At 54.1% G+C, this 21,651-nt stretch carries 19 protein-coding genes and 1 riboswitch; of the genes, 3 read left to right on the top strand and 16 right to left on the bottom strand.

Annotation, left to right across the window (positions count from 1 at the left end):
- Window positions 1–42: 42 nt before the first annotated feature.
- From D3P08_RS13240 to moaA, 11 genes are all read right to left on the bottom strand, one after another.
- Complete coding sequence (locus D3P08_RS13240; RefSeq protein WP_119600163.1) at window positions 43–771, bottom strand: GT-D fold domain-containing glycosyltransferase; 729 nt, start codon at window positions 769–771, stop codon at window positions 43–45.
- A gap of 81 nt (window positions 772–852) precedes the next feature.
- Entirely contained in the window at window positions 853–1,983 is a 1,131-nt protein-coding gene (thiO, locus tag D3P08_RS13235; protein WP_119600162.1) for a glycine oxidase ThiO, read from the bottom strand.
- Window positions 1,983–2,819 carry a thiazole synthase gene (locus tag D3P08_RS13230; RefSeq protein WP_119600161.1) on the bottom strand — a complete coding sequence of 279 codons (837 nt, stop codon included), beginning with the start codon at window positions 2,817–2,819 and terminating at the stop codon, window positions 1,983–1,985. The genes thiO and D3P08_RS13230 overlap by 1 nt, the downstream gene beginning before the upstream one ends.
- A gap of 5 nt (window positions 2,820–2,824) precedes the next feature.
- Entirely contained in the window at window positions 2,825–3,676 is an 852-nt protein-coding gene (gene thiE, locus D3P08_RS13225; RefSeq protein WP_119600160.1) for a thiamine phosphate synthase, read from the bottom strand.
- Window positions 3,677–3,690: 14 nt separating this feature from the next.
- The gene (locus D3P08_RS13220; RefSeq protein ID WP_119600159.1) at window positions 3,691–4,749 is read right to left on the bottom strand and encodes a ThiF family adenylyltransferase; all 1,059 of its coding nucleotides are present in this window, start codon (window positions 4,747–4,749) and stop codon (window positions 3,691–3,693) included.
- Window positions 4,742–6,499, bottom strand: coding sequence for a phosphomethylpyrimidine synthase ThiC (gene thiC, locus D3P08_RS13215; RefSeq protein WP_119600158.1), 1,758 nt, complete (start codon window positions 6,497–6,499; stop codon window positions 4,742–4,744). Before thiC ends, D3P08_RS13220 begins: the two co-directional genes overlap by 8 nt.
- A gap of 208 nt (window positions 6,500–6,707) precedes the next feature.
- Window positions 6,708–6,810, bottom strand: a riboswitch (TPP riboswitch).
- Window positions 6,811–6,871: 61 nt separating this feature from the next.
- Entirely contained in the window at window positions 6,872–7,906 is a 1,035-nt protein-coding gene (ytvI, locus tag D3P08_RS13210; RefSeq protein WP_119600157.1) for a sporulation integral membrane protein YtvI, read from the bottom strand.
- Window positions 7,907–7,930: 24 nt separating this feature from the next.
- A complete protein-coding gene (gene yfkAB, locus D3P08_RS13205) occupies window positions 7,931–9,094 on the bottom strand; it encodes a radical SAM/CxCxxxxC motif protein YfkAB (RefSeq protein WP_119600156.1) in 1,164 nt (387 codons plus the stop codon).
- Window positions 9,095–9,217: 123 nt separating this feature from the next.
- Window positions 9,218–10,336 (bottom strand): HD-GYP domain-containing protein, encoded by a 1,119-nt coding sequence (locus D3P08_RS13200; protein WP_119600155.1) that lies wholly within the window; start codon window positions 10,334–10,336, stop codon window positions 9,218–9,220.
- A gap of 151 nt (window positions 10,337–10,487) precedes the next feature.
- Entirely contained in the window at window positions 10,488–11,927 is a 1,440-nt protein-coding gene (locus D3P08_RS13195) for a bifunctional metallophosphatase/5'-nucleotidase (protein ID WP_119600154.1), read from the bottom strand.
- Window positions 11,928–11,954: 27 nt separating this feature from the next.
- Window positions 11,955–12,956, bottom strand: a complete 1,002-nt coding sequence (gene moaA, locus D3P08_RS13190; RefSeq protein WP_119600153.1) for a GTP 3',8-cyclase MoaA — start codon at window positions 12,954–12,956, stop codon at window positions 11,955–11,957.
- 109 nt (window positions 12,957–13,065) lie between these two features.
- On the opposite strand from moaA, the gene D3P08_RS13185 reads away from it, so the two are divergent.
- The 3 genes from D3P08_RS13185 to D3P08_RS13175 all read left to right on the top strand — a co-directional run bounded on the left by D3P08_RS13185 (window position 13,066) and on the right by D3P08_RS13175 (window position 16,166).
- Complete coding sequence (locus D3P08_RS13185) at window positions 13,066–13,797, top strand: molybdenum cofactor biosynthesis protein (protein ID WP_119600233.1); 732 nt, start codon at window positions 13,066–13,068, stop codon at window positions 13,795–13,797.
- Window positions 13,798–13,914: 117 nt separating this feature from the next.
- A complete protein-coding gene (locus D3P08_RS13180) occupies window positions 13,915–14,967 on the top strand; it encodes a ThiF family adenylyltransferase (protein WP_119600152.1) in 1,053 nt (350 codons plus the stop codon).
- A gap of 134 nt (window positions 14,968–15,101) precedes the next feature.
- Entirely contained in the window at window positions 15,102–16,166 is a 1,065-nt protein-coding gene (locus tag D3P08_RS13175; RefSeq protein ID WP_119600151.1) for an HD-GYP domain-containing protein, read from the top strand.
- Window positions 16,167–16,381: 215 nt separating this feature from the next.
- On the opposite strand, the gene sufB is transcribed toward D3P08_RS13175, so the two are convergent.
- From sufB to sufC, 5 genes are read right to left on the bottom strand one after another with little or no spacing between them, the layout of a single operon-like run.
- Entirely contained in the window at window positions 16,382–17,779 is a 1,398-nt protein-coding gene (gene sufB, locus D3P08_RS13170) for a Fe-S cluster assembly protein SufB (RefSeq protein ID WP_119600150.1), read from the bottom strand.
- A 26-nt stretch (window positions 17,780–17,805) separates the two neighbouring features.
- A complete protein-coding gene (gene sufU / locus D3P08_RS13165; protein WP_119600149.1) occupies window positions 17,806–18,225 on the bottom strand; it encodes a Fe-S cluster assembly sulfur transfer protein SufU in 420 nt (139 codons plus the stop codon).
- Window positions 18,212–19,438, bottom strand: coding sequence for a cysteine desulfurase (locus D3P08_RS13160; RefSeq protein ID WP_119600148.1), 1,227 nt, complete (start codon window positions 19,436–19,438; stop codon window positions 18,212–18,214). The genes sufU and D3P08_RS13160 overlap by 14 nt, the downstream gene beginning before the upstream one ends.
- The gene (sufD, locus tag D3P08_RS13155) at window positions 19,435–20,742 is read right to left on the bottom strand and encodes a Fe-S cluster assembly protein SufD (protein ID WP_119600147.1); all 1,308 of its coding nucleotides are present in this window, start codon (window positions 20,740–20,742) and stop codon (window positions 19,435–19,437) included. Before sufD ends, D3P08_RS13160 begins: the two co-directional genes overlap by 4 nt.
- Before the next feature lie 21 nt (window positions 20,743–20,763).
- The gene (sufC, locus tag D3P08_RS13150) at window positions 20,764–21,543 is read right to left on the bottom strand and encodes a Fe-S cluster assembly ATPase SufC (RefSeq protein ID WP_119600146.1); all 780 of its coding nucleotides are present in this window, start codon (window positions 21,541–21,543) and stop codon (window positions 20,764–20,766) included.
- Window positions 21,544–21,651: the final 108 nt, after the last annotated feature.

Below are 21,651 nucleotides of genomic sequence, written 5' to 3'. Positions count from 1 at the left end.
TGACGCTTTATGCGTTCAGATCGTTTTTTTGTTCATAGCGATTTATAATTTGACGGACGAAATAATTTGAGAAGCGATGCCGAAATCGATCCCGATTTTGTCAAAACGTTTTTTCACTTGATGCGACAGCACCACGGCATTCACACCGCAGGAGGCCAGCACGATATCGTATTCATCCTTGTGCTCACCCAAAAAATTCAGCGTCTCTTCCATCATTTGGTTGCGTTCGAATGGCAAGGAGAAGGCGACCTTTAAGTTGTAAGGCGGTCGAATTAACCGCTGCTTGGCGCTGCCGGCCCATCGCGATACCAGCGCGACTCTCGCCTCCCGCTCCCGAAGCATTTCCCAGAACGGCTTATGGTAGAGCAGCTCGCGGTTTACCGTCGCGTTGCACAGCGCTTTCGGCTCCAGCTGGAAATAATCAAAAATTTGATTGGTCAAATGCCGCTTATGCGTCGGATGGGCGCGAATCTCCTTATCATTTTTAGCCAGTACGCCGACGATATCGGCCTCGCGGATCGCTTCTACCATTTGGTCGCGGAACGGAATATTCGGAAACCGGATCCCCTTCCTGCCTTGATTGGCTACCTTTACCCAAAGCTGCCCCAGCGTATGCTCCATCGTATAGACAGAGTCCTGAGCCAATACGAAGTTTTCACCGTCTCCAATGCGAACCATGCAAAAAGGAAGCTTTTGCTCCAATGCCTGACTAATACGCAGTACGATTTCCTCTTTAGGAAGCAAATCCTCGTCGGGGATATGCGCGATCATCTCGTTCCCTCCACGTTGTTCATTCTCTTACGTCCCTCATTGTTGGTAGTATATGAGAACGAAGCGTGAAAGATTGGACATCTATCTCGGCACAAGAGTAAATCGTTCAGGAGAAAAAACCGACGCGGATTGACCGCCGGTCAGTCCGTCCAGCATGTCGGCAGTGAGTTTTGCCGTGGCCGGACTTAATAAGACGCCGTTACGGTAATGGCCTGCAGCCATCAGAATGGCCGGATTGCCCCTAACCGGCCCGATAAGGGGAAGCCCGTCTGCCGTTGCAGGTCTTAACCCTGCCCAGCGATGGGCGGTCTCCCTCTCGGCAAGCATGGGGAACCATTGCTTGCTGGCGCGCAGCAGCCGCTCAATCCCCCGCTCCGTTACGCTCGTATCGAACCCGGCTACGTCCTCCGAAGCGCCGCAGACGATTCGGCCTATGCGCTTGCCGACCCAATACGCTTGACTGGAAAACACCATATGCCTGAGCTCTTCCAGCTGTCCCTCGTAGGAGCAGATTTGACCGCGGATCGGATGTATCGGGATGGCGATGCCGAGCCACCGTTCGAATTGTCCCGTCCAGGCGCCGGAGCAAATGACGAGGCGGTCAGCGCGGAGGGCTCCCGGCAGATTCGCCATAAAGACCGAAGCCCCGCCGCCCGAATGGATCTCCATCGACAGCATTTCGCCGGCATGATCGATGAGATCGATCCCCATCTTTCCGCATGCCGTCTCGAGCGCCGCGACAAGTCCCGGCGCGTAGACATGACTTTCTTCCGGCGAATAGACGGCAAAGGCCGCATCCGACGATAGACGCGGCTCCAGACCGCGAAGCGCGGCGCCCGTTACCAGCTCTTCCTTTGCTCCCCACGCGTTGTGCCACCGCATTCTGGATTCGGCCGGCAGCAAATCCGCCTCATGACGGAAGACGTTCAAGCTTCCGCTTTGTACCCAATCGGCTTTTAAACCCGAAGCTTCCTCCACGTCGCGGATCCATTCCGGAAATAGACGCAGGCTGCGCAGACAAAGCTGGAAAAATTCATCCGGCTGCTCCGTATTTTCCGAATACGGGGCCAGCATGCCCGCGGCTGCGCCGGAAGCCTGCCCGCCAAGCCGCCCCGGCTCGACGAGCCGCACGCGGTAGCCTCTTCTAGCAGCCTCAAACGCGCAGGACAAGCCGATGATGCCGCCGCCTAATATAAGCACGTTTTGCGGCATTACCCGATTCCCCCGCCGTTGTCCGATTGAGGCTCCCCGAACAAAGAACCGGCCAAGTCGCTGCTGGCCGAAGCGTAACGCTTCTTCGGAATTCGTCCTGCCGCATGCGCCAGCCTCCCCGCTTCAATCGCCAATGCAAAAGCTTTCGCCATCGCGACCGGATTTCTCGCTTTGGCCACAGGCGTATTCGCGAGAATCGCCGCAGCCCCCAGCTCCATCGCTTCCGCCGCGTCCTTCGGCGAACCGATGCCCGCGTCCACGATAACGGGGACGTTCGCCGATTCGATAATGAGCGAAAGGTTGTAAGGATTGAGCAATCCGAGCCCCGTACCGATTGGCGATGCTCCCGGCATAACAGCCGCTGCTCCGGCTTCCTCCAGCCTCTTGCACAATATCGGGTCATCCGACGTATACGGGAGGGCCGTAAAGCCTTCCTTCACCAGCTGTTCCGTCGCCTTCAACGTTTCGATCGGATCGGGCAGCAGCGTAACGGGGCTTCCGCTTATTTCGATTTTAACCCAGTTTCCCAGTCCCGCGGCTTTTGCTAATCTAGCGATCCGAACCGCTTCGTCCGCCGTTCTCGCACCCGAGGTGTTCGGCAAATAAATCAGCTTTCGGTCTTGAACATGCTGAAGAATCGAGTCGTCCTCGGCATGGTCGAGATCGACTCTCCGAACGGCAAAGGTAATGACCTCCGCCTTTGACGCCTCCAGCGCCTGCTGGAAGATTGCCGGACTCGGAAATCTCCCCGTCCCGAACAAAAAACGGGAATTCAGCGGTACGCCCCCAATGACCAGCGTATCGCTAGTTTGGGCCGTTGCATCATGCACCAGCATAGCCGTCAGCCTCCTCCCACAAATTGTATAAGCTCCACTCGCGCGCCGGGCGTTAGCGCAGCGGACGTCCAATCGGAACGCTGAATCATCATACCGTTCACCTCTGCAACCAGCCGCTTGTTCCCTTGGCCCAGCTGCTCGACCAGCTCCGCTACATTGCCCGCCGAAGTTGTTGTCTCTTTGCCGTTGAGCCGGATCCGGATCGCATGTCCGCCGGCCTCGGCGGATCGAATAGCCTCAAGGAAAGAGCGGCATACGCGCGCCGGATCCTCGCTCCCGACGATCGCCGATACGGCGCATATTTTCCGGGCGCCGGCCGCAAGCACTTCGCCGACGTTATCCAAGGTAATGCCGCCTATTGCGACAAACGGGATGCGGATGTGCCGCGCCGCTTCCGAAACATACGATGTCGTGACAGCCGCTCTGCCCGGCTTCGTGTTCGTCGGAAATACGGGACCGACGCCAATATAATCGGCCCCTGCGCGTTCCGCAGCCAGCCCTTGCTCCAAGCTGTGCGTGGATATGCCGATGATTTTATCTTGGCCGAGCAGCCTTCTCGCTTCTTCGATCGCCTGATCGTCCTGCCCGAGGTGAACGCCGTCCGCGTCGACCTCGAGCGCGATATCGGGGTAATCGTTCACAATAAAAGGGACATCATACGCTCTCGTTAATGCTCGCAGCTCTTTGGCTTCCCGGAGCACCTCCTGCCGGCTGCCCGTCTTGTTGCGCAGCTGCAGCATGCCTGCGCCGCCTTTCAGCGTTTCTTCCATCACATGAACGAGCTCTCGTCCGGGATGGCAGCCGCCTGCCGTAATGACATACAGCTGAAAATCCCGCCAATTGTGTTTCAATGGCATTGATATATCCTCCTCTACCTCAGCGCTCCCGCAGGCAGCAGACGCCGGCACAGCCGCATCGCTTCTTCCGGATCGCTTGTACCTTGCACGAGAATTCTGCCGTCCGGAAACAATACAAACCGGTGATCGGGAGACAGCATCGCCTTCATCAAATAACGGTTGGACACCACTTCGCAGCCAAGCCTGCTGAACCATTCCCGCATCCGGTCAAGCTCGAGCGGCTCATCCAGCGTCACTTGCACCGTATCCCGTCCGCATAGCGTGACCGGATAAGACGGTCCGCCGACATGGATGCTTGTTTCTGCCGGGGTGGTCCCGCAGTGGCTGCAGCTTTCGCTCGGCTTCGGCAGCTGCAGCTCCCGCAGCGAGAACCGCCATAGGTCGGCGGCAACCCAGCTCCCGCGCAGCGCAGACCGGTTGCCGGTCAAATATTTGACCGATTCAATCGCTTGCAAGGAAGCGGTAAATTCGACCGCGGCGGATAAGACGCCGGCCGTGTCGCAGCTCTCCCCGTCTCCGCCCGCCTCCTCATCTCCGATCAAGCAGCGCAAACATGCCGTCTCGCCGGGAACGAGGACGGCGCTCATTCCTTCCGCGCCTGTAACCCCGCCATAAATGAATGGAATCCCCCGTTCGTAGCACGCGTCGCTGAGCAGCAGCCGCGTCGCCGCGTTATCCGTTCCGTCCAGGACGATGTCCGCCCCTTCGATGAGGGGACCTAGCGTATGACGATTCACATCCGTTACAAACGCGTCGATATGAATACCGCTGTTCATTCCCCTCAGCTTCTCCGCGGCCGCGACCGCCTTCGGCAGCGCGGCGAGCGCGTCCGCCTCATGGAACAGCACCTGCCTCTGCAAATTGCTCGGCTCCACGTAATCCCGGTCCGCAATGCGCAGCCGCCCTACGCCGGCTCTCGTCAAATGCTGGGCGAGCGACGCCCCAAGCGCGCCGCAGCCAACGATCAGCGCCGTACTGTTCAGCAGCTTTCTTTGACCCTCTTGACCAATCGGCGCGAAGCGGATCTGCCTCGAATACCGGTCGGCAAATCGTTCGGCCGTATGATTAAGCATAAATCGAGCTTCCCGCCGCTTTGAACGCTTCCGCCTTTTCCTTCATGCCGGCTTCAATCGCTTCCTCGGTTTCAAGCCCGTTCTTCGCCGCATATTCCCGGATATCCTGCGTTATGCGCATCGAGCAGAACTTCGGTCCGCACATCGAACAGAAATGCGCCGACTTTGCCGCTTCCGCCGGCAGCGTCTCATCGTGATACGCCATCGCTCGCTCGGGGTCCAGGCTGAGATGGAACTGATCGCGCCAGCGGAATTCGAACCGCGCTTTGGACAAGGCGTCATCCCGAACCTTCGCCCGCGGATGGCCTTTCGCGAGGTCCGCCGCATGCGCCGCGATTTTATAAGTGATAACCCCTTCCTTCACGTCTTCCTTGTTCGGCAGGCCGAGATGCTCCTTCGGCGTTACATAGCAGAGCATCGCCGTTCCGAACCAGCCGATCATCGCCGCGCCGATCGCCGACGTAATATGGTCATAACCCGGCGCGATATCGGTTGTCAGCGGCCCGAGCGTATAGAAAGGCGCTTCGTCACACTCCTCCAGCTGGCGGTCCATATTTTCTTTGATCAAATGCATCGGCACGTGGCCGGGCCCTTCGATCATCACCTGCACATCATGCTTCCAGGCGATCTTCGTCAGCTCGCCAAGCGTCTTGAGCTCGGCAAACTGCGCTTCGTCGTTAGCGTCGGCGATAGAGCCCGGGCGCAGCCCGTCGCCAAGCGAGAAGGAAACGTCATAACGCTTCATAATTTCGCAAATCTCTTCAAAATGCGTATATAAAAAATTTTCCTTATGATGAGCGAGACACCAAGCCGCCATAATCGAGCCGCCCCTGGACACAATGCCTGTTACCCGTTTCGCCGTAAGCGGAATATAACGAAGCAGCACGCCCGCATGAATCGTAAAATAATCCACGCCCTGCTCCGCCTGCTCGATCAGCGTGTCCCGGAATACTTCCCAGCTCAAATCCTCGGCTTTGCCGTTCACCTTCTCAAGCGCTTGGTAGATCGGAACCGTGCCGACCGGCACTGGGGAATTGCGAACGATCCACTCGCGCGTCGTATGAATGTTCTTCCCGGTCGACAAATCCATAATCGTATCGGCGCCCCAGCGCGTCGCCCATGTCATTTTTTCCACTTCCTCTTCGATTGAGGACGCGACGGCTGAATTGCCGATGTTGGCGTTAATCTTGACGTGGAACGCGCGGCCGATAATCATCGGCTCGATTTCCGGATGATTAATATTGGCCGGGATAATCGCGCGCCCCGCCGCCACCTCGTCCCTGACGAATTCAGGGGACATGCCTTCACGGATTGCGATAAACTCCATCTCAGGGGTTACGATCCCTTTTCGCGCGTAATGAAGCTGGGTCACATTGCGGCCCTCCTTCGCGCGAAGCGGCGTAAGGGGAACATTCGGGAACAGCTCCGCCCCCTTCTCTTTCGCCCTCTCCTCCGACGAGAACCCGTTATCCTCCGGCTTCACCGCGCGACCCTCGTAACGCTCAACATCGCCGCGTTCCAGAATCCACTTCTCGCGCAGCTTCGGCAGGCCGGCGCGCACATCCGCTATGTAGGCCGTATCCGTGTAAGGACCGCTTGCGTCATATACCCGTACCGGCTCGTTCGGCAGCTCCTCTCCGTTCCGCCCTTGGCTGGGCGTCAGCGCGATTTCCCGCATCGGCACCCGAATCGAAGGGTCCGATCCCGTCACGTACACTTTTTGGCTTCCTGGCAATGGTGTTGTCAACATAAAAAAACCTCCTAAATGGAATTGGAATTCCACCTGGAGGCATACGCAGACATATGAGAAAGGGTTAAGCTCGCGCCTTCCGCGCATCGATATATGACGGCTAGCCGGCATTCCGGCAGCGGCCATACATCCGCGCGCAACGTGCAGCGAACGTTATATTCGGCAACTAGTTCGAACGTTTCCGTTGGACTTCAACGCACGGCTCGAACAGCCGATTGTCCCACTTTCCTACGCTGGCATGACCCAGATCAGGTTCAAAGGGACCAAAGCATCTGCTTTATCTCAGCCTTGCGGCGCCCCTAGTGGATTTCCTTGTTTGACTATACTTCGTTCTGGCAACACCTGTCAACCTTATCGGTGCTGAAAATCGTACTATTGCAATTTGATTTTATGCTGGAACAGCCCCGCCTGTCTCGCGGCCATATAGATGATGACGATAAGCGGGCCGATAAATACCCCGATTACGCCGACCAGCTTAAAGCCGACATACAAGCTGATAAGCGCCGAAAGCGCGCCGATGCCGACGGAATCGCCGAGTATTTTCGGCTCGATAATCCGGCGGAACACCGTAATGAACAGGAAAAGCACAAGCAGCCCGATGCCCGTATACAAATCTCCGGTAAGAATGAGATAGCTCGCCCATGGAACAAGGACGGAGCCTGTGCCAAGTATCGGCAAAATATCGACGACAACGATCAGCAGGGCGATCGCCATCGCGAACTTAATATCGAGGACGAGTAGCCCGATCAACGAAATGACATACGTGAGCGCGCTCAAAATGAGCTGCGAACGCAAAAATCCGAAGATCGACTTTCGTAAGTTGTTCAGCATCTGATCGACTTGATCCCGCGACGATTCGTCGAACAAGGATAGGAAGGACGCCTTCATCGTGTTAAGGCTGAAGCTGAACATATAGACCGCGACGAAAAATACGATCAGGAAAATAAAGACGCCCGGCAGCGTAGACGCAAACGCGACAACGGATGACGACAGCTTGCCGACCATCGTTGTGATCGTTCCCGTCAGCTTCAGCAGATATCCTTCGAGCGTCTCGACAGCGTCGGGCGGAAGGTTCTGGTAAAGCCCCCTCGCGTCGACGAGCAGCTGGTCGACGAAGCTGTTCGCATTCTCGAAATATTGCGGCACCTTCTGCAGGAAGGCGATCAGCTCGGCAATAATTTTTATACCGAGAAGCACGATTAAGCCGATGAAAATGACGGTAAATAACGTGCAGGAGATAACGGCGGCGACGAGGCGGTTGACCCGCAGCCGCTTCATCAAAAATCCGTTAAGCGGCTCCAAAAAGATAGCGACGATAAGCGCAAGCAGGAACGGCGCCCCAACCGTAAACAGCAAATAAATAAGGAGCAGTCCTACTGCAATCATAACAATCGTGCGAACGGACATGCGGTTTCCCTCCTCTCTCTACTTCTATTCGAGCTTGGCGCTTCTCATGTGGAAATTCACATCTTTGTAATACATATCCTTGACAAGCAGGTTCGGACCGCAGCAGGATGCTGCCGGACAATGGCAGTTGACGCTTTGCGCAAGCGGATGCGTCAGCCATCTCTCGAACAAATCGTCCAGCTTGGACTCCGCAATATTCCCGAAAGCGGGCACATCCGAAAAATCCGTTACGAACACGTCTCCCGAGAACAAGTTGACATTCAGCCTGTTGCGGCCGTCCGGGTCGTTCCGCACCGTCACGTTCGGCTCGGAGGCAAGACGCGAAAGCAGCTTGCGCTCACGCTCATCGTCGCTGCAATGGTAGAACGGCAGCGTGCCGAACAGCATCCATATATTTGGATCGCGATGGTCGAGCAGCCGCTCGATCGCTTCTCTCATCTGCTCTTTGCTGATGACCGGCAAATCCTTGGCGAAGGAGCTCGGGTACATCGGATGCACCTCGTGGCGTTTACAGCCCATTTCGACGATCAGGCGGTGAATCTGCTCGATTTTGTGAATGGTGCGGTAATTGATCATCGACTCGGCGGACACAAGGACTCCCGCTTCGCTGAGCCGGCGGGCGTTCTCGATCATCCGTTCATATAGCTTTGCCGCCGCATCGCGCGACACGCTGTGCCCGGACTTGGCAAAGCCGATCGCATGGAAATCATCCGCGTCCGTGTAATTAAACGAGATATGCATAACGTCCAAATAAGGAGCAAGCTGCTCGTATCTGTCATAAGGGAGCGTAACGTTCGAATTGATCTGGGAACGGACCCCTCTGCTGCGGGCGTACTTAAGCAAAGGCACCATATACTCCTTCACCGTGCGCGCGGAGAATGTAGGCTCGCCGCCCGTAATGCTGATCGTCTCCAAATGCTCGACCTCATCGAGCCTGCGCAGCATATCGCTCAGCGGGATTTTATCCGGTTCCGACAGCGTAAGCGTATCCCCGACGGCGCAATGCTCGCAGCGCATATTGCACAGGTTCGTTACGGTCATCTCCACGCTTGTCAGCCGGTGACCGCCGTATTGGCGAAGGGAGCGGATCGGATCCCACGGATCGTTCTGAGGCGTTAACGGAGCCAGCTTATGCGGCAATCCGGCCTCGAATCCCAGCCTATCGTTTTTTGTTTCTAGTATGTTCATTTCATTCAGCACCTGACTTCATAATCTCGTAATAACGGTCTCTTTCATTGTAATGTCAGAAGAAGCCGGAAGCAAATAAAACCGCCGTCCCGGAGCAATACAAAAAGGAGCCTTGCGGCTCCGTTACATACCCGAAATCAGCTGGGCTTCATGCTCTTCCTCGTTCACAGCTTCAATCATAACGGTTAATCGTTTGGATAAGTCGATCTCGTAAGGCGATTTCAGCTCTTCCCCGGCCTCGTTATACAAAATGCGCACAATCGGACGTTGCGGGTAAGAATGGTTCATATCGACAACTACGCCTTTTTCGCCCGTATTCAGCTTCACGCTGATTCCGATTGGGTAGATCGCGACCTTATCCCGGAACAGCTCCAGCATGCTTTGATCATATAAAGTACCAGAACCCGCATACAGCCGCTCCATCGCGTCGTGCGGCAGAATCGGCGAGCGGTATACGCGGTTGGTCGTCATCGCGTCGTAGGAATCTACAAGACCGATCAGCTTCGCGTAATCGTGAATTTCATTTCCGCGGACTCCCCTCGGATATCCGCTGCCGTCCATACGCTCATGATGCTGCAGCGCGCAATGAGCAACCAGCAGCGGCAAATTCGGCTCATCCTTCAACAGCTCGTATCCGAGCCAGGTATGATTTTTCATCAGCTGGTACTCTTCGCTTGTCAGCCCGTCCGGCTTTTGCAGAATTTCCATTGCAATCTGCGTTTTGCCGACATCATGCAGCAGAGCGCCCATTCCGAGCGTGACCACTTCATCCCTGGAATACCCGCGGGATATGCCGAGCAGCGTCGTATAGACCCCTACGTTCAAGGAATGCTGGTACAAATAATGGTCCACCGTTCCCATGTTCATCAGCATGATCACGGCTTCCTGCTGGCTCGACAGCTCGTCGATAATCGAATTCATCATATTGCGGAAGGGCTGCGCGATGAACGGATACGTAACGCCCTTCCTGTTATTTGGACGTCCCATAAGCTCCCGAAAGCTCGTGCGGATTTCCTTAATCGCCATTCGGAAGGTCTCTTCCGAAATAAGGGACGGCGCATTCACATCATCCGTCCGCCGGTCGGCTATGTATACATATTGGACGCCGCATTGTTCCAATCTGGAGATCAGGCGAGCCGTGAGCTCCTGGTTGTCGCCAAGCAGAACAATGCCGTCCGACGAAAATATTTTTTTTGCAAGTTTCATGCCGGGCTCGCATTGCCGAATGGGCAGCAAACGCATTTTCTCGGTCCTCCCCTGAGAATGTCTATACTATATTATCGGAGTAAACCGCCTGTAAATTTAATTTACGTGAAAATGCAATTCACTGCAACCATTTATTCCGCTTTTTTCGACAGATTGTGGCAATTTATTTCAAAGTCTTCAATATGCGTCAGCGAGCAGGCAGCCAGTTTTGCGTTCTGCTGGCGCGTACCGCCGCTTCGTTCGTCAACTCATGCGCAATGATGTCCCGAATAAATTCAGGCAAATAAAATTGATAGCTTTCCGCGTTCGCAAGCGATTCGTAGCCTGCGCGGAAGCTGAACATATCTATCGAGCCTACGGTGTAAAGCCGGTTGTCCTGAAGACTTTCGCCATTCACCTTCACTTCGACAAGCCGCTTCATCGGCGCTCGATTGCTGTCGAATGATATCGTCATGCCATCCACCGCTAACATGCCGAGCACTTCGCCCCGGAAGCCGAACCCCTTAATCGGCTTGCCGATAAACTCTTCAAGCAGCGATTGCTCCAGCGCTGTGCGAAGATGAATCCCGGCAATGACCATACGGCAAGGGTTTATAGGGGAAGGGCACAGCGAATGAAGCTCGCCTGCCGTAACCGCCCCCTCCGCTAAGCCGCCGAGCAGCTGCCCCGCATTCACCAATCCGATCTCAGCCCCCGTCCACCGGCGCAGCCCGGCGGCCAGCAAGTTCGCCAGCGGCGATTCCCGGTCAGGCCTTGCAGACAGCGGCTCGCTTAAGCGGGCCACGATGCGGCTTAGCACATGCTGCGCGGATTGCCGGTAAGAACGGATGATCGACTCGGCCTCCGGACGCTCGGGGTACGCCGCAGTGGGAATGCAGCTGGCCCGAAAATGCGGTTTGCCTGTAGAAGGGTCCAGACCGATCTCCACCCGTCCCACAAAATCGCCGAACTTGCCTGCCGCACATACCGTCGTATTCCCGATTACAATGGGCTCTTCCAGCAGATGATGCGTATGTCCTCCGACGATAAGATCGATGCCCTCGATATCCTCCGCCATTTGGCGGTCCAGATTAATTCCGAGATGAGACATGACGACAACAACGTCGCACCGTTCCCGAATTTGCTCAACCTGCTCTCGAATCGCCGCAAGCGGCTCGATTGTCGTCCAGCCCAGCAGCGAATAAAACTCAAAAAAATTCGCGGTTGCCCCGATTAATCCGATCGAAAGTCCGTTTTTCCGGAGCACTACGCTCGGCAGCATCCAATCGGGCCGAGTACCGGTCGCGCTTACCGTCATATTCGCGCATACAATCGCAAATGGAGCAGGCGGTCCAAACAGCTCCTCAAGCATATCAGCCGAGCAAGTAAGTCCTTCATTGTTGCCGAGCGTGATCGCCTCATAGCCGGCTTCCCGGATCAATGCGAGATTAACCTTGCCCCCGCTCCCTTCAGACTCCATACGCATGCGGTCCATATGGTCTCCGCAATCGACGGCCAGTACCCGGCCGCTCCCCCACACCCTTCTCTCCTCGGCGATGATCGTCGAGATGCGGGCCGCGTTCTCCAGCCGGCTGTGAATATCATTGCTGTGCAGCAGCACTACTTGAGTTTGGATGGAATCCGGCATCTTGCATACGCCTCCTATAACCCCAAGCTAACCTCCGATTTGCGACATGCGGCGGTCTGTCGGCACATGCGTCAGCGTCCCGTCAGCAAGCTTGGCGGCCATCTCATGATTTTCCGGTTTAATGTCCATCGCTTTGGCGAGTAAGCTTCTCATAGCCTCAGGATCGCCAAAAGCGTTTTTTACATTCAGCTCATCTACCCAATACAGGCATGGCTTTAAGTTGCCGTCTGCCGTTAACCGCAGCCGGTTGCAATTTTTGCAGAAGTGGTCGCTGATCGGATGGATTAAGCCAAAAGAACCGGCGCCGCCTTCCATTTCCCAATCCTCTGACGGACCATTGCCTTTCACGTTATCTCTTCTCGAGATGGCATAATGCTGCTCCTTGGCAATTTCCAGCACGCGCGACAGCGGCAGATACATCCTCCGCCAGTTGTCGTCCGCATGACCGATCGGCATATATTCGATAAATCGAACATGAATCGGATGCTCGTAAGCCATTTTAAGAAACTGGGCGATCTCGTCTTCATTGACGCCTTTTAACAGCACGCAATTCAGCTTAATGGGATGGAAGCCCACTTTGGCCGCCTCTTCAATACCTTCCATGACGCGCCGCAGCTCGTTCCTCCTCGCCACAAAAGCGAACCTGGCCGGATCAAGCGTATCCAGACTTATATTCACGCGGTTAAGTCCCGCAGCCTTAAGCGCCTTCGCCTGTTTGGCGAGGAATACACCGTTTGTGGTAAGCGCGATATCGTCAATCCCGGGAATGGCCGCCAGCCTGGCGATCAATTGGTCCAGATTCGGTCTGACAAGCGGTTCGCCGCCCGTAATCCGAAGCTTGGTAATACCCAAAGCCGCTCCCGTCTCCACAACCTCGACAATCTGATCGTATGTCAGCAGATTGGAGGATTCCGTAAACGCGACGCCTTCCTCCGGCATGCAATAAACGCATCTTAAATTGCATCGGTCGGTGACGGAAATTCTAAGATAATTGTGGACTCGGCCGAATCGGTCCGTTAACGTTTCCATATCGCGGTCCCCCCTTCTATCGTATCTCCTAGCATAACATTTTTTTTCAACTTATGGTATTCTAGACTGAGCAGATATCTATTGATATGAAAGGTTATCTAACATGACTATGAAGTGGACAATTAAGCTGTTCGCCGGCCTGCAGGAAAGGTTCGGCCGGAGTGAAATGACGCTGGAATCGGCGCAGGAGACGCTCACCGTCAAGGAGCTGAAATCGCTGCTTGCTGAAGCCTTTCCGGAACATGCCGGTTTGCTCGCGATCTCGTTTGTGGCGCGCAATCACGCTTACGCTCCGGATGGCCAGCTGCTGCGCGCGGACGATGAGCTCGCCCTGCTGCCTCCCGTATCCGGCGGAGAAGATGAAACTGCGGTGACAGAAAAGCCGGCCGATGACCGGTACGTGATTACTTCCCAGCCGATCACGGCCGACGAGGTGCTGCGCAAGGTAATCGTGAAGGAGCACGGCGCGTCCATCGCCTTTGTCGGGACAACGCGGGAGTGGACGCAGGGACAGCGGACCGTGCATCTGGAATATGAAGCCTACGAGCCGATGGCTGTCGCAATGATGCGTCAGATCGGAGAGGAGATTGACAGCCGGTGGCCGGGCGCCCTCTGCGCGATTACGCACCGCATCGGCACCGTCGGACTAGCCGAAACAAGCGTCGTTATCGCGGTCTCTGCCCCGCATCGAGAAAGCTGCTACGAAGCGAGCCGTTACGCCATTGAACGCCTCAAGCAGATCGTTCCGATTTGGAAGAAGGAGATTTGGGATGACGGCTCGGAGTGGAAAGGTCATCAGAAAGGCCCCTGGAATCCGATTGCCCCGCTCCCGGCTGAATGAACGCCATTGAAAAGCTTGGAGCTATGCTATCGAAGTATGTTTTGCATTCGCAAAACATTTGAGCTTATGCTTTCGAAGTATGTTTTGCATTCGCAAAACATTTGAGGAGTTGTCCTTATGAGTCAACATGAACCGAACAACCATGACAGATATTCCAGGCAGGTCCGATTTGCCCGTATAGGCAAGGAGGGCCAGGCCTCTCTTGGCGCTAGCCGAGTCGCAATCGTTGGACTAGGAGCGCTCGGCTCCGTGCTCTCGCAGCATCTGGTGCGGGCAGGCGTCGGTTACGTGCGCGTCATTGATCGTGACGTTATTGAATGGAGCAATTTGCAGCGCCAAATGCTTTATACCGAGCAAGACGCTGCCGAGCTGCTTCCCAAAGCGGAGGCCGCCGCGCTTCGGCTTCGCGCGATGAACAGCTCGATCCAGATTGAGCCGGTCGCCGCGGATTTAACGGCCGCAAACGCGGAGGAGCTGCTTGCGGAGGTTGATCTTATTTTAGACGGATCGGATAATTTCTCGGTTCGCTATCTCATGAACGACTACAGCTTGAAGCATAACATTCCTTGGATATATGGGGGAGCCGTGGGCGCGTCCGGCATGACGATGACGTTCATTCCCGGCGAAACGCCATGTTACCGCTGCTTATTTCCGGAGCCGCCTCCTCCAGGCACGACGGATACTTGCGAGACGGCAGGCGTCATCTCTCCAATTATCGACGTGATAGCCTCCGTGCAGGCTGCGGAAGCCCTAAAGCTGCTCTCCGGCAACGCAAATGCGCTTCACCGCACGTTATTCCAAGTCGATCTATGGAACCATACCTGGCTTCCCTTGCAAATGTCTCATGCAAGACGAGAAGATTGCCCCGCCTGCTCAAAGCGCCATTATGCTTTTCTGGACCATACCGAGCAGGAAACCGTCGCTGTGGCGTTGTGCGGACGCGATTCCGTTCATTTAACGCCCGGCACAAAGCCGACGAATCTCGATCTCGAGGCTATTGCCGCTCAGTTGACGACTGCCGGCCGAATAAGCCGAAACGCCTATCTTCTGAAGATCTTTCTGTCAAACGATATAACTTTTGTGTTATTCCGTGACGGCCGGGCTATCGTTCAAGGGACGGAGGATCCGGCAAAAGCAAGGTCGATTTATGCCGAATTATTAGGTATTTAGTCATTTTTATTACACCCTCATATTGCCATTTCGAGTGTTGATTGTTACTATTATGAAAGAGGTTTCACTCGTAGGATTAGTAACGATATGATTAGGTTGTAAGTATTGAATCTACCAAATTCTGAGGTGTCTCTATGCGGATTCATGTTACGGATATATTGGACGGGGACAAATTAAGCAGCGATGTCTTTAATGACTACGGGCTTCATGTGCTTTCCAAAGGAACGAAGCTGTACAAATCTGAAATATCCCGTTTGCTCCAACATCACATCGATTTCGTGGACATTGAAGAACGTCAGCTATCAACGCCGGCAGCTCATAACGGACGGACCTTGGAATCCATCGTAAACCCTAAATGGCTTCCCAATGTAAAACCGCTATATGAAAGCGCTGTAAAAAGCTTCGAAACGTTTTTTTCCTCAGCAGAAGCAACCGGCAAAATTGACACGGATCAGGTAGCGGAAGCCATAAATCCGCTGATCAAAAATCTTCAGCTGGAACGAGATGTTGTGTCTATGCTGCTTCTGTTGAATTCCGAAGACAATTATACCTACCAGCATTCGGTTCAGGTCGGTATGCTTTCCTATTACTTGGCGACTTGGATGAATTATTCCCAGGAAGAATCCACGAGAATCGGGAAAGCCGGCTTTTTGCACGACATTGGCAAAAGCAAAATAAGCGACACGATTCTAAATAAGCCAAGCAAGCTGACCAAAGAGGAGTTCGATGAGGTCAAACGTCACGCGGAGCTAGGCTATCACATCATTCTTGATTCGTTTGGCGATGAGTCTTTGGCCATTGGAGCGCTCCAGCATCACGAACGATTGGACGGCAGCGGATATCCAAACGGGCTGAGCGGAGACCAGATTCATCCGATTTCAAAAATCATTGCTGTCGTCGATATTTACAGCGCGATGATTTCCGCGCGCGTCTATCAGAAGGAACGCGATTTGCTATATGTGCTCAGGGAGCTTCATCGCCTTAGCTTTAGCGAGCTTGATCCCGTCACGACTCATACCTTCATCAAGCATATGATCCCGAATTTTATCGGGAAACGCGTTCGTCTGAATACCGATGAAGTCGGCATTATCGTTATGACGCATCCCACTGAGTTTTTCCGCCCGCTTATTCAAATCGAAGACACGTTTATCGACCTTACGATCGAACGCGATTTCGAAATTACGCATGTCTACATGTAATCATCCATACATAAGCCGAAGGCCCCGTCTAACCTCTTCTTTGAGGAGTGTAGACGGGGCTTTTATGCTCCTCTTATGCCTTACCTTCAAGTTTGCCTTCTGCCGCTATTCTCCCTAAAGAGCTCGTAGCTTTATGGCCTAGAAATGCCGAGTTCATCGGATAAAAAAACGAACCCTTAGTCAATGTCTAAGGGTTCGCAGGTATAAATTTTCGATTAGCCGATAGAGCCTTCCATCTCGAACTTGATGAGACGGTTCATCTCAACGGCATATTCCATCGGAAGCTCCTTCGTAAACGGCTCGATAAAGCCCATTACGATCATTTGAGTCGCTTCGTCTTCCGTCAGACCGCGGCTCATCAGATAGAACAGCTGATCCTCGGAAACCTTCGATACAGTCGCCTCATGCTCGAGCGTGATGTTATCGTTCAGGATTTCGTTATAAGGAATCGTATCCGATGTCGACTCGTTATCCAAAATGAGCGTATCGCACTTGATGTTCGCTTTTGCGCCGTCGGAATTGCGTCCGAAGGAAGCGAGACCGCGGTAGGTGACTTTACCGCCGTGCTTGGAGATCGATTTGGAAACGATGGTCGAGCTCGTGTCAGGCGCCAAATGCGTCATCTTCGCGCCTGCGTCTTGATGCTGGCCTTTGCCCGCAACGGCGATGGACAATACCATGCCTTTTGCGCCGCGTCCGCGCAGCACGACAGCTGGATATTTCATCGTCAGCTTGGAACCGATGTTGCCGTCGATCCATTCCATCGTTGCGTTTTCATCGGCTACCGCACGCTTCGTTACGAGGTTGTAAATGTTCGGCGCCCAGTTCTGAATCGTCGTATAACGAACGCGGGAATCCTTTTTGCACAAAATTTCTACGACCGCGCTGTGAAGCGAGTTCGTGCTGTAGATCGGCGCTGTACAGCCTTCTACGTAGTGCACGGAGCTGCCTTCGTCCGCGATAATAAGCGTACGCTCGAATTGGCCCATGTTTTCGGAGTTGATCCGGAAATACGCTTGCAGCGGAATTTCGCACTGTACGCCCTTCGGTACGTAGATGAAGCTTCCGCCCGACCATACGGCGCTGTTCAACGCAGCAAATTTGTTGTCATTCGGCGGGATAATCGTGCCGAAGTATTCCTTCATCAATTCCGGATATTCACGAAGCGCTGTATCCGTATCGGTGAAGATAACGCCTTGCTTCGCAAGATCTTCTTGCATGCTGTGGTATACAACCTCAGACTCGTACTGCGCCGATACGCCGGCAAGGAACTTCTGTTCAGCCTCAGGAATACCCAGCTTGTCGAATGTTTCCTTAATTTCTTGTGGAACCTCTTCCCATGTCTTGCCTTGCTTTTCCGAAGGCTTAACGTAGTACTGGATATCGTCGAAATCCAGATCGTCCAGGTCGCCGCCCCAACGAGGCATTGGCATTTTGTTGAATTGCTCCAGAGACTTCAAGCGGAATTCCAGCATCCACTCCGGCTCGTTCTTCATTTCGGAGATCGTGCGCACGATTTCCGGCGTCAGGCCTTTACCCGACTGGAAAATAGCTTTATGTTCATCGCGGAAGCCGTATTTATACTCTTCCATTTCCGGCATAGATTTTGCCATTGCAGTCTCACTCCTTCTCGTTATGCTTACTGATTTTCGATCCCTTTGCGCAGCGCATTCCACGCCAGTGTCGCGCATTTGATCCGCGCAGGGAATTTATTGACGCCGGACAAGGCTTCAATATCTTCAAGCTCCTCGAACTCGACTTCTTCGCCTTTCATCAGCGAGGAGAACTTCTCCGCCATGTTGAGCGCTGACTCAAAGGACTGGCCTTTGATCGCTTCGGTCATCATGGACGCGGAGCTCATGCTGATGGAACAGCCTTCGCCCGTAAACTTGGCGTCGATCACCTTGCCGTCTTCCACCTGCAGCTGCAGGGAAATACGATCCCCGCAGGTTGGATTGTTCAGGTTGATCGTCACCGCATCTTCGTCCAGAGTGCCGCGGTTGCGAGGATTTTTATAATGATCCATTATGACTCTGCGATACAAATCATCCAATTGCATGACCGAAGAACTCCTTTGTTTGAATTAGGGCGTCCGATAATCTGTCGATGTCCTCTTCGGTATTGTATAAATAGAAGCTGGCTCTCGCCGTTGCCGATACGTTCAACCACCGCATCAGCGGCTGGCAGCAATGATGCCCCGCTCTGATGGCGATGCCTTTGGAATCCAGCACCGTGGCCACGTCATGCGGATGCACCTCTTCCAGATTGAATGTCACGAGACCTACGCGATTTTCCTTCGGACCGTAGATTTCGATGCCTTCAATGGAAGACAGTTTATCGTAAGCATATGCCGAAAGCTTGCGCTCATGCCGCTCAATCTCATCCATGCCGATGCTTTCCAGGAAATCGATCGCTGCCCCGAGTCCAACAGCGCCTGCGATCATTGGCGTTCCGCCTTCGAACCGGTAAGGGATCTCCTTCCAGGTTGAATCATACAATTCAACGAAGTCAATCATCTCGCCGCCGTATTCGATCGGCTCCATGCCGTTTAACAGTTCCTTCTTCCCATACAGGGCGCCGATGCCGGTAGGCCCGCACATTTTATGTCCAGAGAACGCGTAGAAATCCGCTCCCAGATCTTGTACGTCTACCCGCTTGTGAGGCGTGCTCTGCGCGCCATCGACAACCATGACCGCACCATAGCGGTGCGCAATAGCGGCTACATCCTTAATCGGATTCACAACGCCAAGCACGTTCGATACGTAAGTCATCGCGACAACTTTTGTATTCGGCGTAATCGTCTTCTCCGCATCCTCTAAAGAGATCGTTCCATCCGGCTGCAGAGGGATGTATTTCAGCGTTGCGCCCGTCGCTTTGGCGGCTTGCTGCCAAGGGATCAGATTGCTGTGATGCTCCATGGGCGTAATGACAATCTCATCGCCTTCTTTGCAGACCGCTCTCGCATAGCCGGATGCGACCAGGTTAAGCGCTGTAGTCGTGCCTCTTGTGAAAATAATTTGCTCCGGCGTCTCCGCGTTCAAAAATGCGGCAACCTTCGCCCGAGCGCCTTCGTAAGCGTCTGTCGCCCGGGAACCAAGCGTATGAACGCCCCGATGCACATTTGCGTTATCCAGCTCATAGTAACGTTTGACCGCATCAATGACGGAACGCGGCTTCTGGGAAGACGCCGCGCTATCCAAGTAAACGAGCGGATGCCCGTTCACCTCTTGATGCAATATCGGGAATTGCTCCCGTATCGCATTTATATTCATCCTTCAAGCTTCCTTTCGAGCAGGCGCTGCAACTGGTTCCGCACCGCTTCGACCGAAATTTCGGATACGACCGGAGCTAAGAAACCATGAATAATTAAACGTTCAGCGTCCTGTCTGCTTATTCCTCTTGCCATCAGGTAGTATACCTGCTCCGGGTTCACTTGCCCTACGCTGGCTGCGTGGCCCGCCGTAACGTCGTCCTCGTCGATCAGCAGAATCGGGTTTGCGTCGCCGCGCGCTTTCGGGCTCAGCATCAGAACTCTTTCCGTCTGAACGCCGTTCGCTTTCGTAGCGCCATGTTCGATCTTCGTAATGCCGTTAATGATTGCCGACGCCGTGTCCTTCATTACAGCGCGGGTAATCATGTTGCTGTCCGAGCTCTTTCCGAAGTGAACCGCGCGCGTCGTCAAGCTCATCTGCTGCGCGTTCGTGCCTACGCTGATGACCTTCACGTCGGAAGTAGAGCCTTGGCCCTGCATAACCGACTTCGTGTCGGAAAGCGTGTGGCCTTCGTTCAAGTCGCCGACGATCCATTCCACGCGGCCGTCATTCTCGACAACGGCGCGGCGGAGGGTCATATCGACGCCGCCTTGCGCCAAGGAATGAACGGTGCCGTAACGGACAAGCGCTCCCGGCTTCACGAACACTTCCACGATGGAAGGATGCACGAACTCGCCGTCTACCTTCGATTTGTCGGATACGACGCAGTCTACGTAAGTTACGCGGCTGTTCGTGTCCGCAACGAGCAAGATATGCGGAGCAAATGTCGCGCTTGCGTTATCGTTATACATAATCGCCTGCAGCGGCAATTCGACTTCTACATTTTTCGGAACGTAGACGAACACGCCGCCGTTCCATAGCGCGGCATTAAGCGCCGTAAGCTTATCTTCATCCATTTTAACGGCTTGGAACAAATAAGGCTTCACCAGATCGCTGTGCTCTCTGCATGCTGTCTCCAAATCGGTGAAAATAACGCCTTTATTCTTCAGCTCGTCAGAAAGCTGCTGCCAAACAACGCCGGAATTGCGTTGAATCAATAAGTTCTCCGTACCTTCCGCTACAAGCTCCTGCACATTCGCAGGAAGCTCAGTCAGCGCGGATGCAGCCGCAGGCTTCTCGTACGCGCCGACAGCCGTCAAATTCCAACGTTCGATGCGAACCTTCTCCGGCTTCGGCCACGCGATCGTTCCGGCCAGTTCAGCCGCTTCGCCGCGAAGCGCCACGAGCCATTCCGGCTCGCCCTTGCCGCGCGCGAGCGTCTCTGCGGAGCCGCGGTCGGTCGGAGTGGTAAGTTGTGTGCTCATTTCGTAATCCCCCTTCTCCGATTAAGCCTGGCCGACCGTTTCGTCTACGATGCCAAGTTCTTCCTTCACCCAGTCATAACCTTCGTTCTCCAGGCGCTGCGCAAGCTCAGGACCGCCGGACTTCACAATGCGTCCTTGCATCATCACGTGAACGAAATCCGGAGTAATATAATTAAGCAAACGCTGATAGTGTGTAATAATCAGAAAACCGCGTTCTTCGGAGCGCATCGCGTTCACGCCGTTCGCAACGATACGAAGAGCATCGATGTCAAGTCCGGAGTCAATTTCGTCAAGCACAACGATTTTTGGATCCAGCAGCATCATTTGAAGAATTTCGTTACGCTTCTTCTCGCCGCCGGAGAAGCCTTCGTTCAAGTAACGGTGCGCGAACTCCGGATTCATTTCAAGCTCTTTCATCTTGCCTTCCATTTGGCGGATGAATTTGATCAGAGAAATTTCGTTGCCTTCCTCACGGCGCGCGTTAATAGCGCTGCGCAGGAAGTCGGAGTTAGTCACGCCAGGAATTTCGCTTGGGTATTGCATAGCAAGGAACAAGCCTGCGCGTGCTCTCTCGTCAGTTTCCATCTCCAGCAGATCTTCGCCGTCCAGCGTCGCGCTTCCGCCGGTTACTTCATATTTAGGATGTCCCATCAGCGCGGATGCAAGCGTACTTTTACCCGTACCGTTAGGACCCATGATCGCATGGATTTCCCCGCCTTTAATTTCAAGGTTAATGCCTTTCAAAATTTCTTTTCCTTCGATCTCGGCTTTAAGGCCGTCGATGACAAAATGTGTTGCCATGTTATACTGATCCCTCCAAGGTTGGTTTACTTCATCCAAAATTATTGATTCTCAATGATTCTCAATAATTATTTTAATATAACTTTTGTTATAAATCAATGCAGCGGG

The sequence above is a fragment of the Paenibacillus nanensis genome, from assembly GCF_003583765.1.
GTDB classification, from domain to species: Bacteria; Bacillota; Bacilli; order Paenibacillales; family Paenibacillaceae; genus Pristimantibacillus; species Pristimantibacillus nanensis.
The sequence above is the reverse complement of the archived record's forward strand: the minus strand, read 5'-3'. Positions and strand labels throughout refer to the sequence as shown.

Coding starts and splice junctions, on each gene's coding strand:
- D3P08_RS13240 (WP_119600163.1), bottom strand. CDS start 771: ATGATCGCGCATATCCCCGACGAGGATTTGCTTCCTAAAGAGGAAATC.
- thiO (WP_119600162.1), bottom strand. CDS start 1,983: ATGCCGCAAAACGTGCTTATATTAGGCGGCGGCATCATCGGCTTGTCC.
- D3P08_RS13230 (WP_119600161.1), bottom strand. CDS start 2,819: ATGCTGGTGCATGATGCAACGGCCCAAACTAGCGATACGCTGGTCATT.
- thiE (WP_119600160.1), bottom strand. CDS start 3,676: ATGCCATTGAAACACAATTGGCGGGATTTTCAGCTGTATGTCATTACG.
- D3P08_RS13220 (WP_119600159.1), bottom strand. CDS start 4,749: ATGCTTAATCATACGGCCGAACGATTTGCCGACCGGTATTCGAGGCAG.
- thiC (WP_119600158.1), bottom strand. CDS start 6,499: ATGTTGACAACACCATTGCCAGGAAGCCAAAAAGTGTACGTGACGGGA.
- ytvI (WP_119600157.1), bottom strand. CDS start 7,906: ATGTCCGTTCGCACGATTGTTATGATTGCAGTAGGACTGCTCCTTATT.
- yfkAB (WP_119600156.1), bottom strand. CDS start 9,094: ATGAACATACTAGAAACAAAAAACGATAGGCTGGGATTCGAGGCCGGA.
- D3P08_RS13200 (WP_119600155.1), bottom strand. CDS start 10,336: ATGCGTTTGCTGCCCATTCGGCAATGCGAGCCCGGCATGAAACTTGCA.
- D3P08_RS13195 (WP_119600154.1), bottom strand. CDS start 11,927: ATGCCGGATTCCATCCAAACTCAAGTAGTGCTGCTGCACAGCAATGAT.
- moaA (WP_119600153.1), bottom strand. CDS start 12,956: ATGGAAACGTTAACGGACCGATTCGGCCGAGTCCACAATTATCTTAGA.
- D3P08_RS13185 (WP_119600233.1), top strand. CDS start 13,066: ATGAAGTGGACAATTAAGCTGTTCGCCGGCCTGCAGGAAAGGTTCGGC.
- D3P08_RS13180 (WP_119600152.1), top strand. CDS start 13,915: ATGAGTCAACATGAACCGAACAACCATGACAGATATTCCAGGCAGGTC.
- D3P08_RS13175 (WP_119600151.1), top strand. CDS start 15,102: ATGCGGATTCATGTTACGGATATATTGGACGGGGACAAATTAAGCAGC.
- sufB (WP_119600150.1), bottom strand. CDS start 17,779: ATGGCAAAATCTATGCCGGAAATGGAAGAGTATAAATACGGCTTCCGC.
- sufU (WP_119600149.1), bottom strand. CDS start 18,225: ATGCAATTGGATGATTTGTATCGCAGAGTCATAATGGATCATTATAAA.
- D3P08_RS13160 (WP_119600148.1), bottom strand. CDS start 19,438: ATGAATATAAATGCGATACGGGAGCAATTCCCGATATTGCATCAAGAG.
- sufD (WP_119600147.1), bottom strand. CDS start 20,742: ATGAGCACACAACTTACCACTCCGACCGACCGCGGCTCCGCAGAGACG.
- sufC (WP_119600146.1), bottom strand. CDS start 21,543: ATGGCAACACATTTTGTCATCGACGGCCTTAAAGCCGAGATCGAAGGA.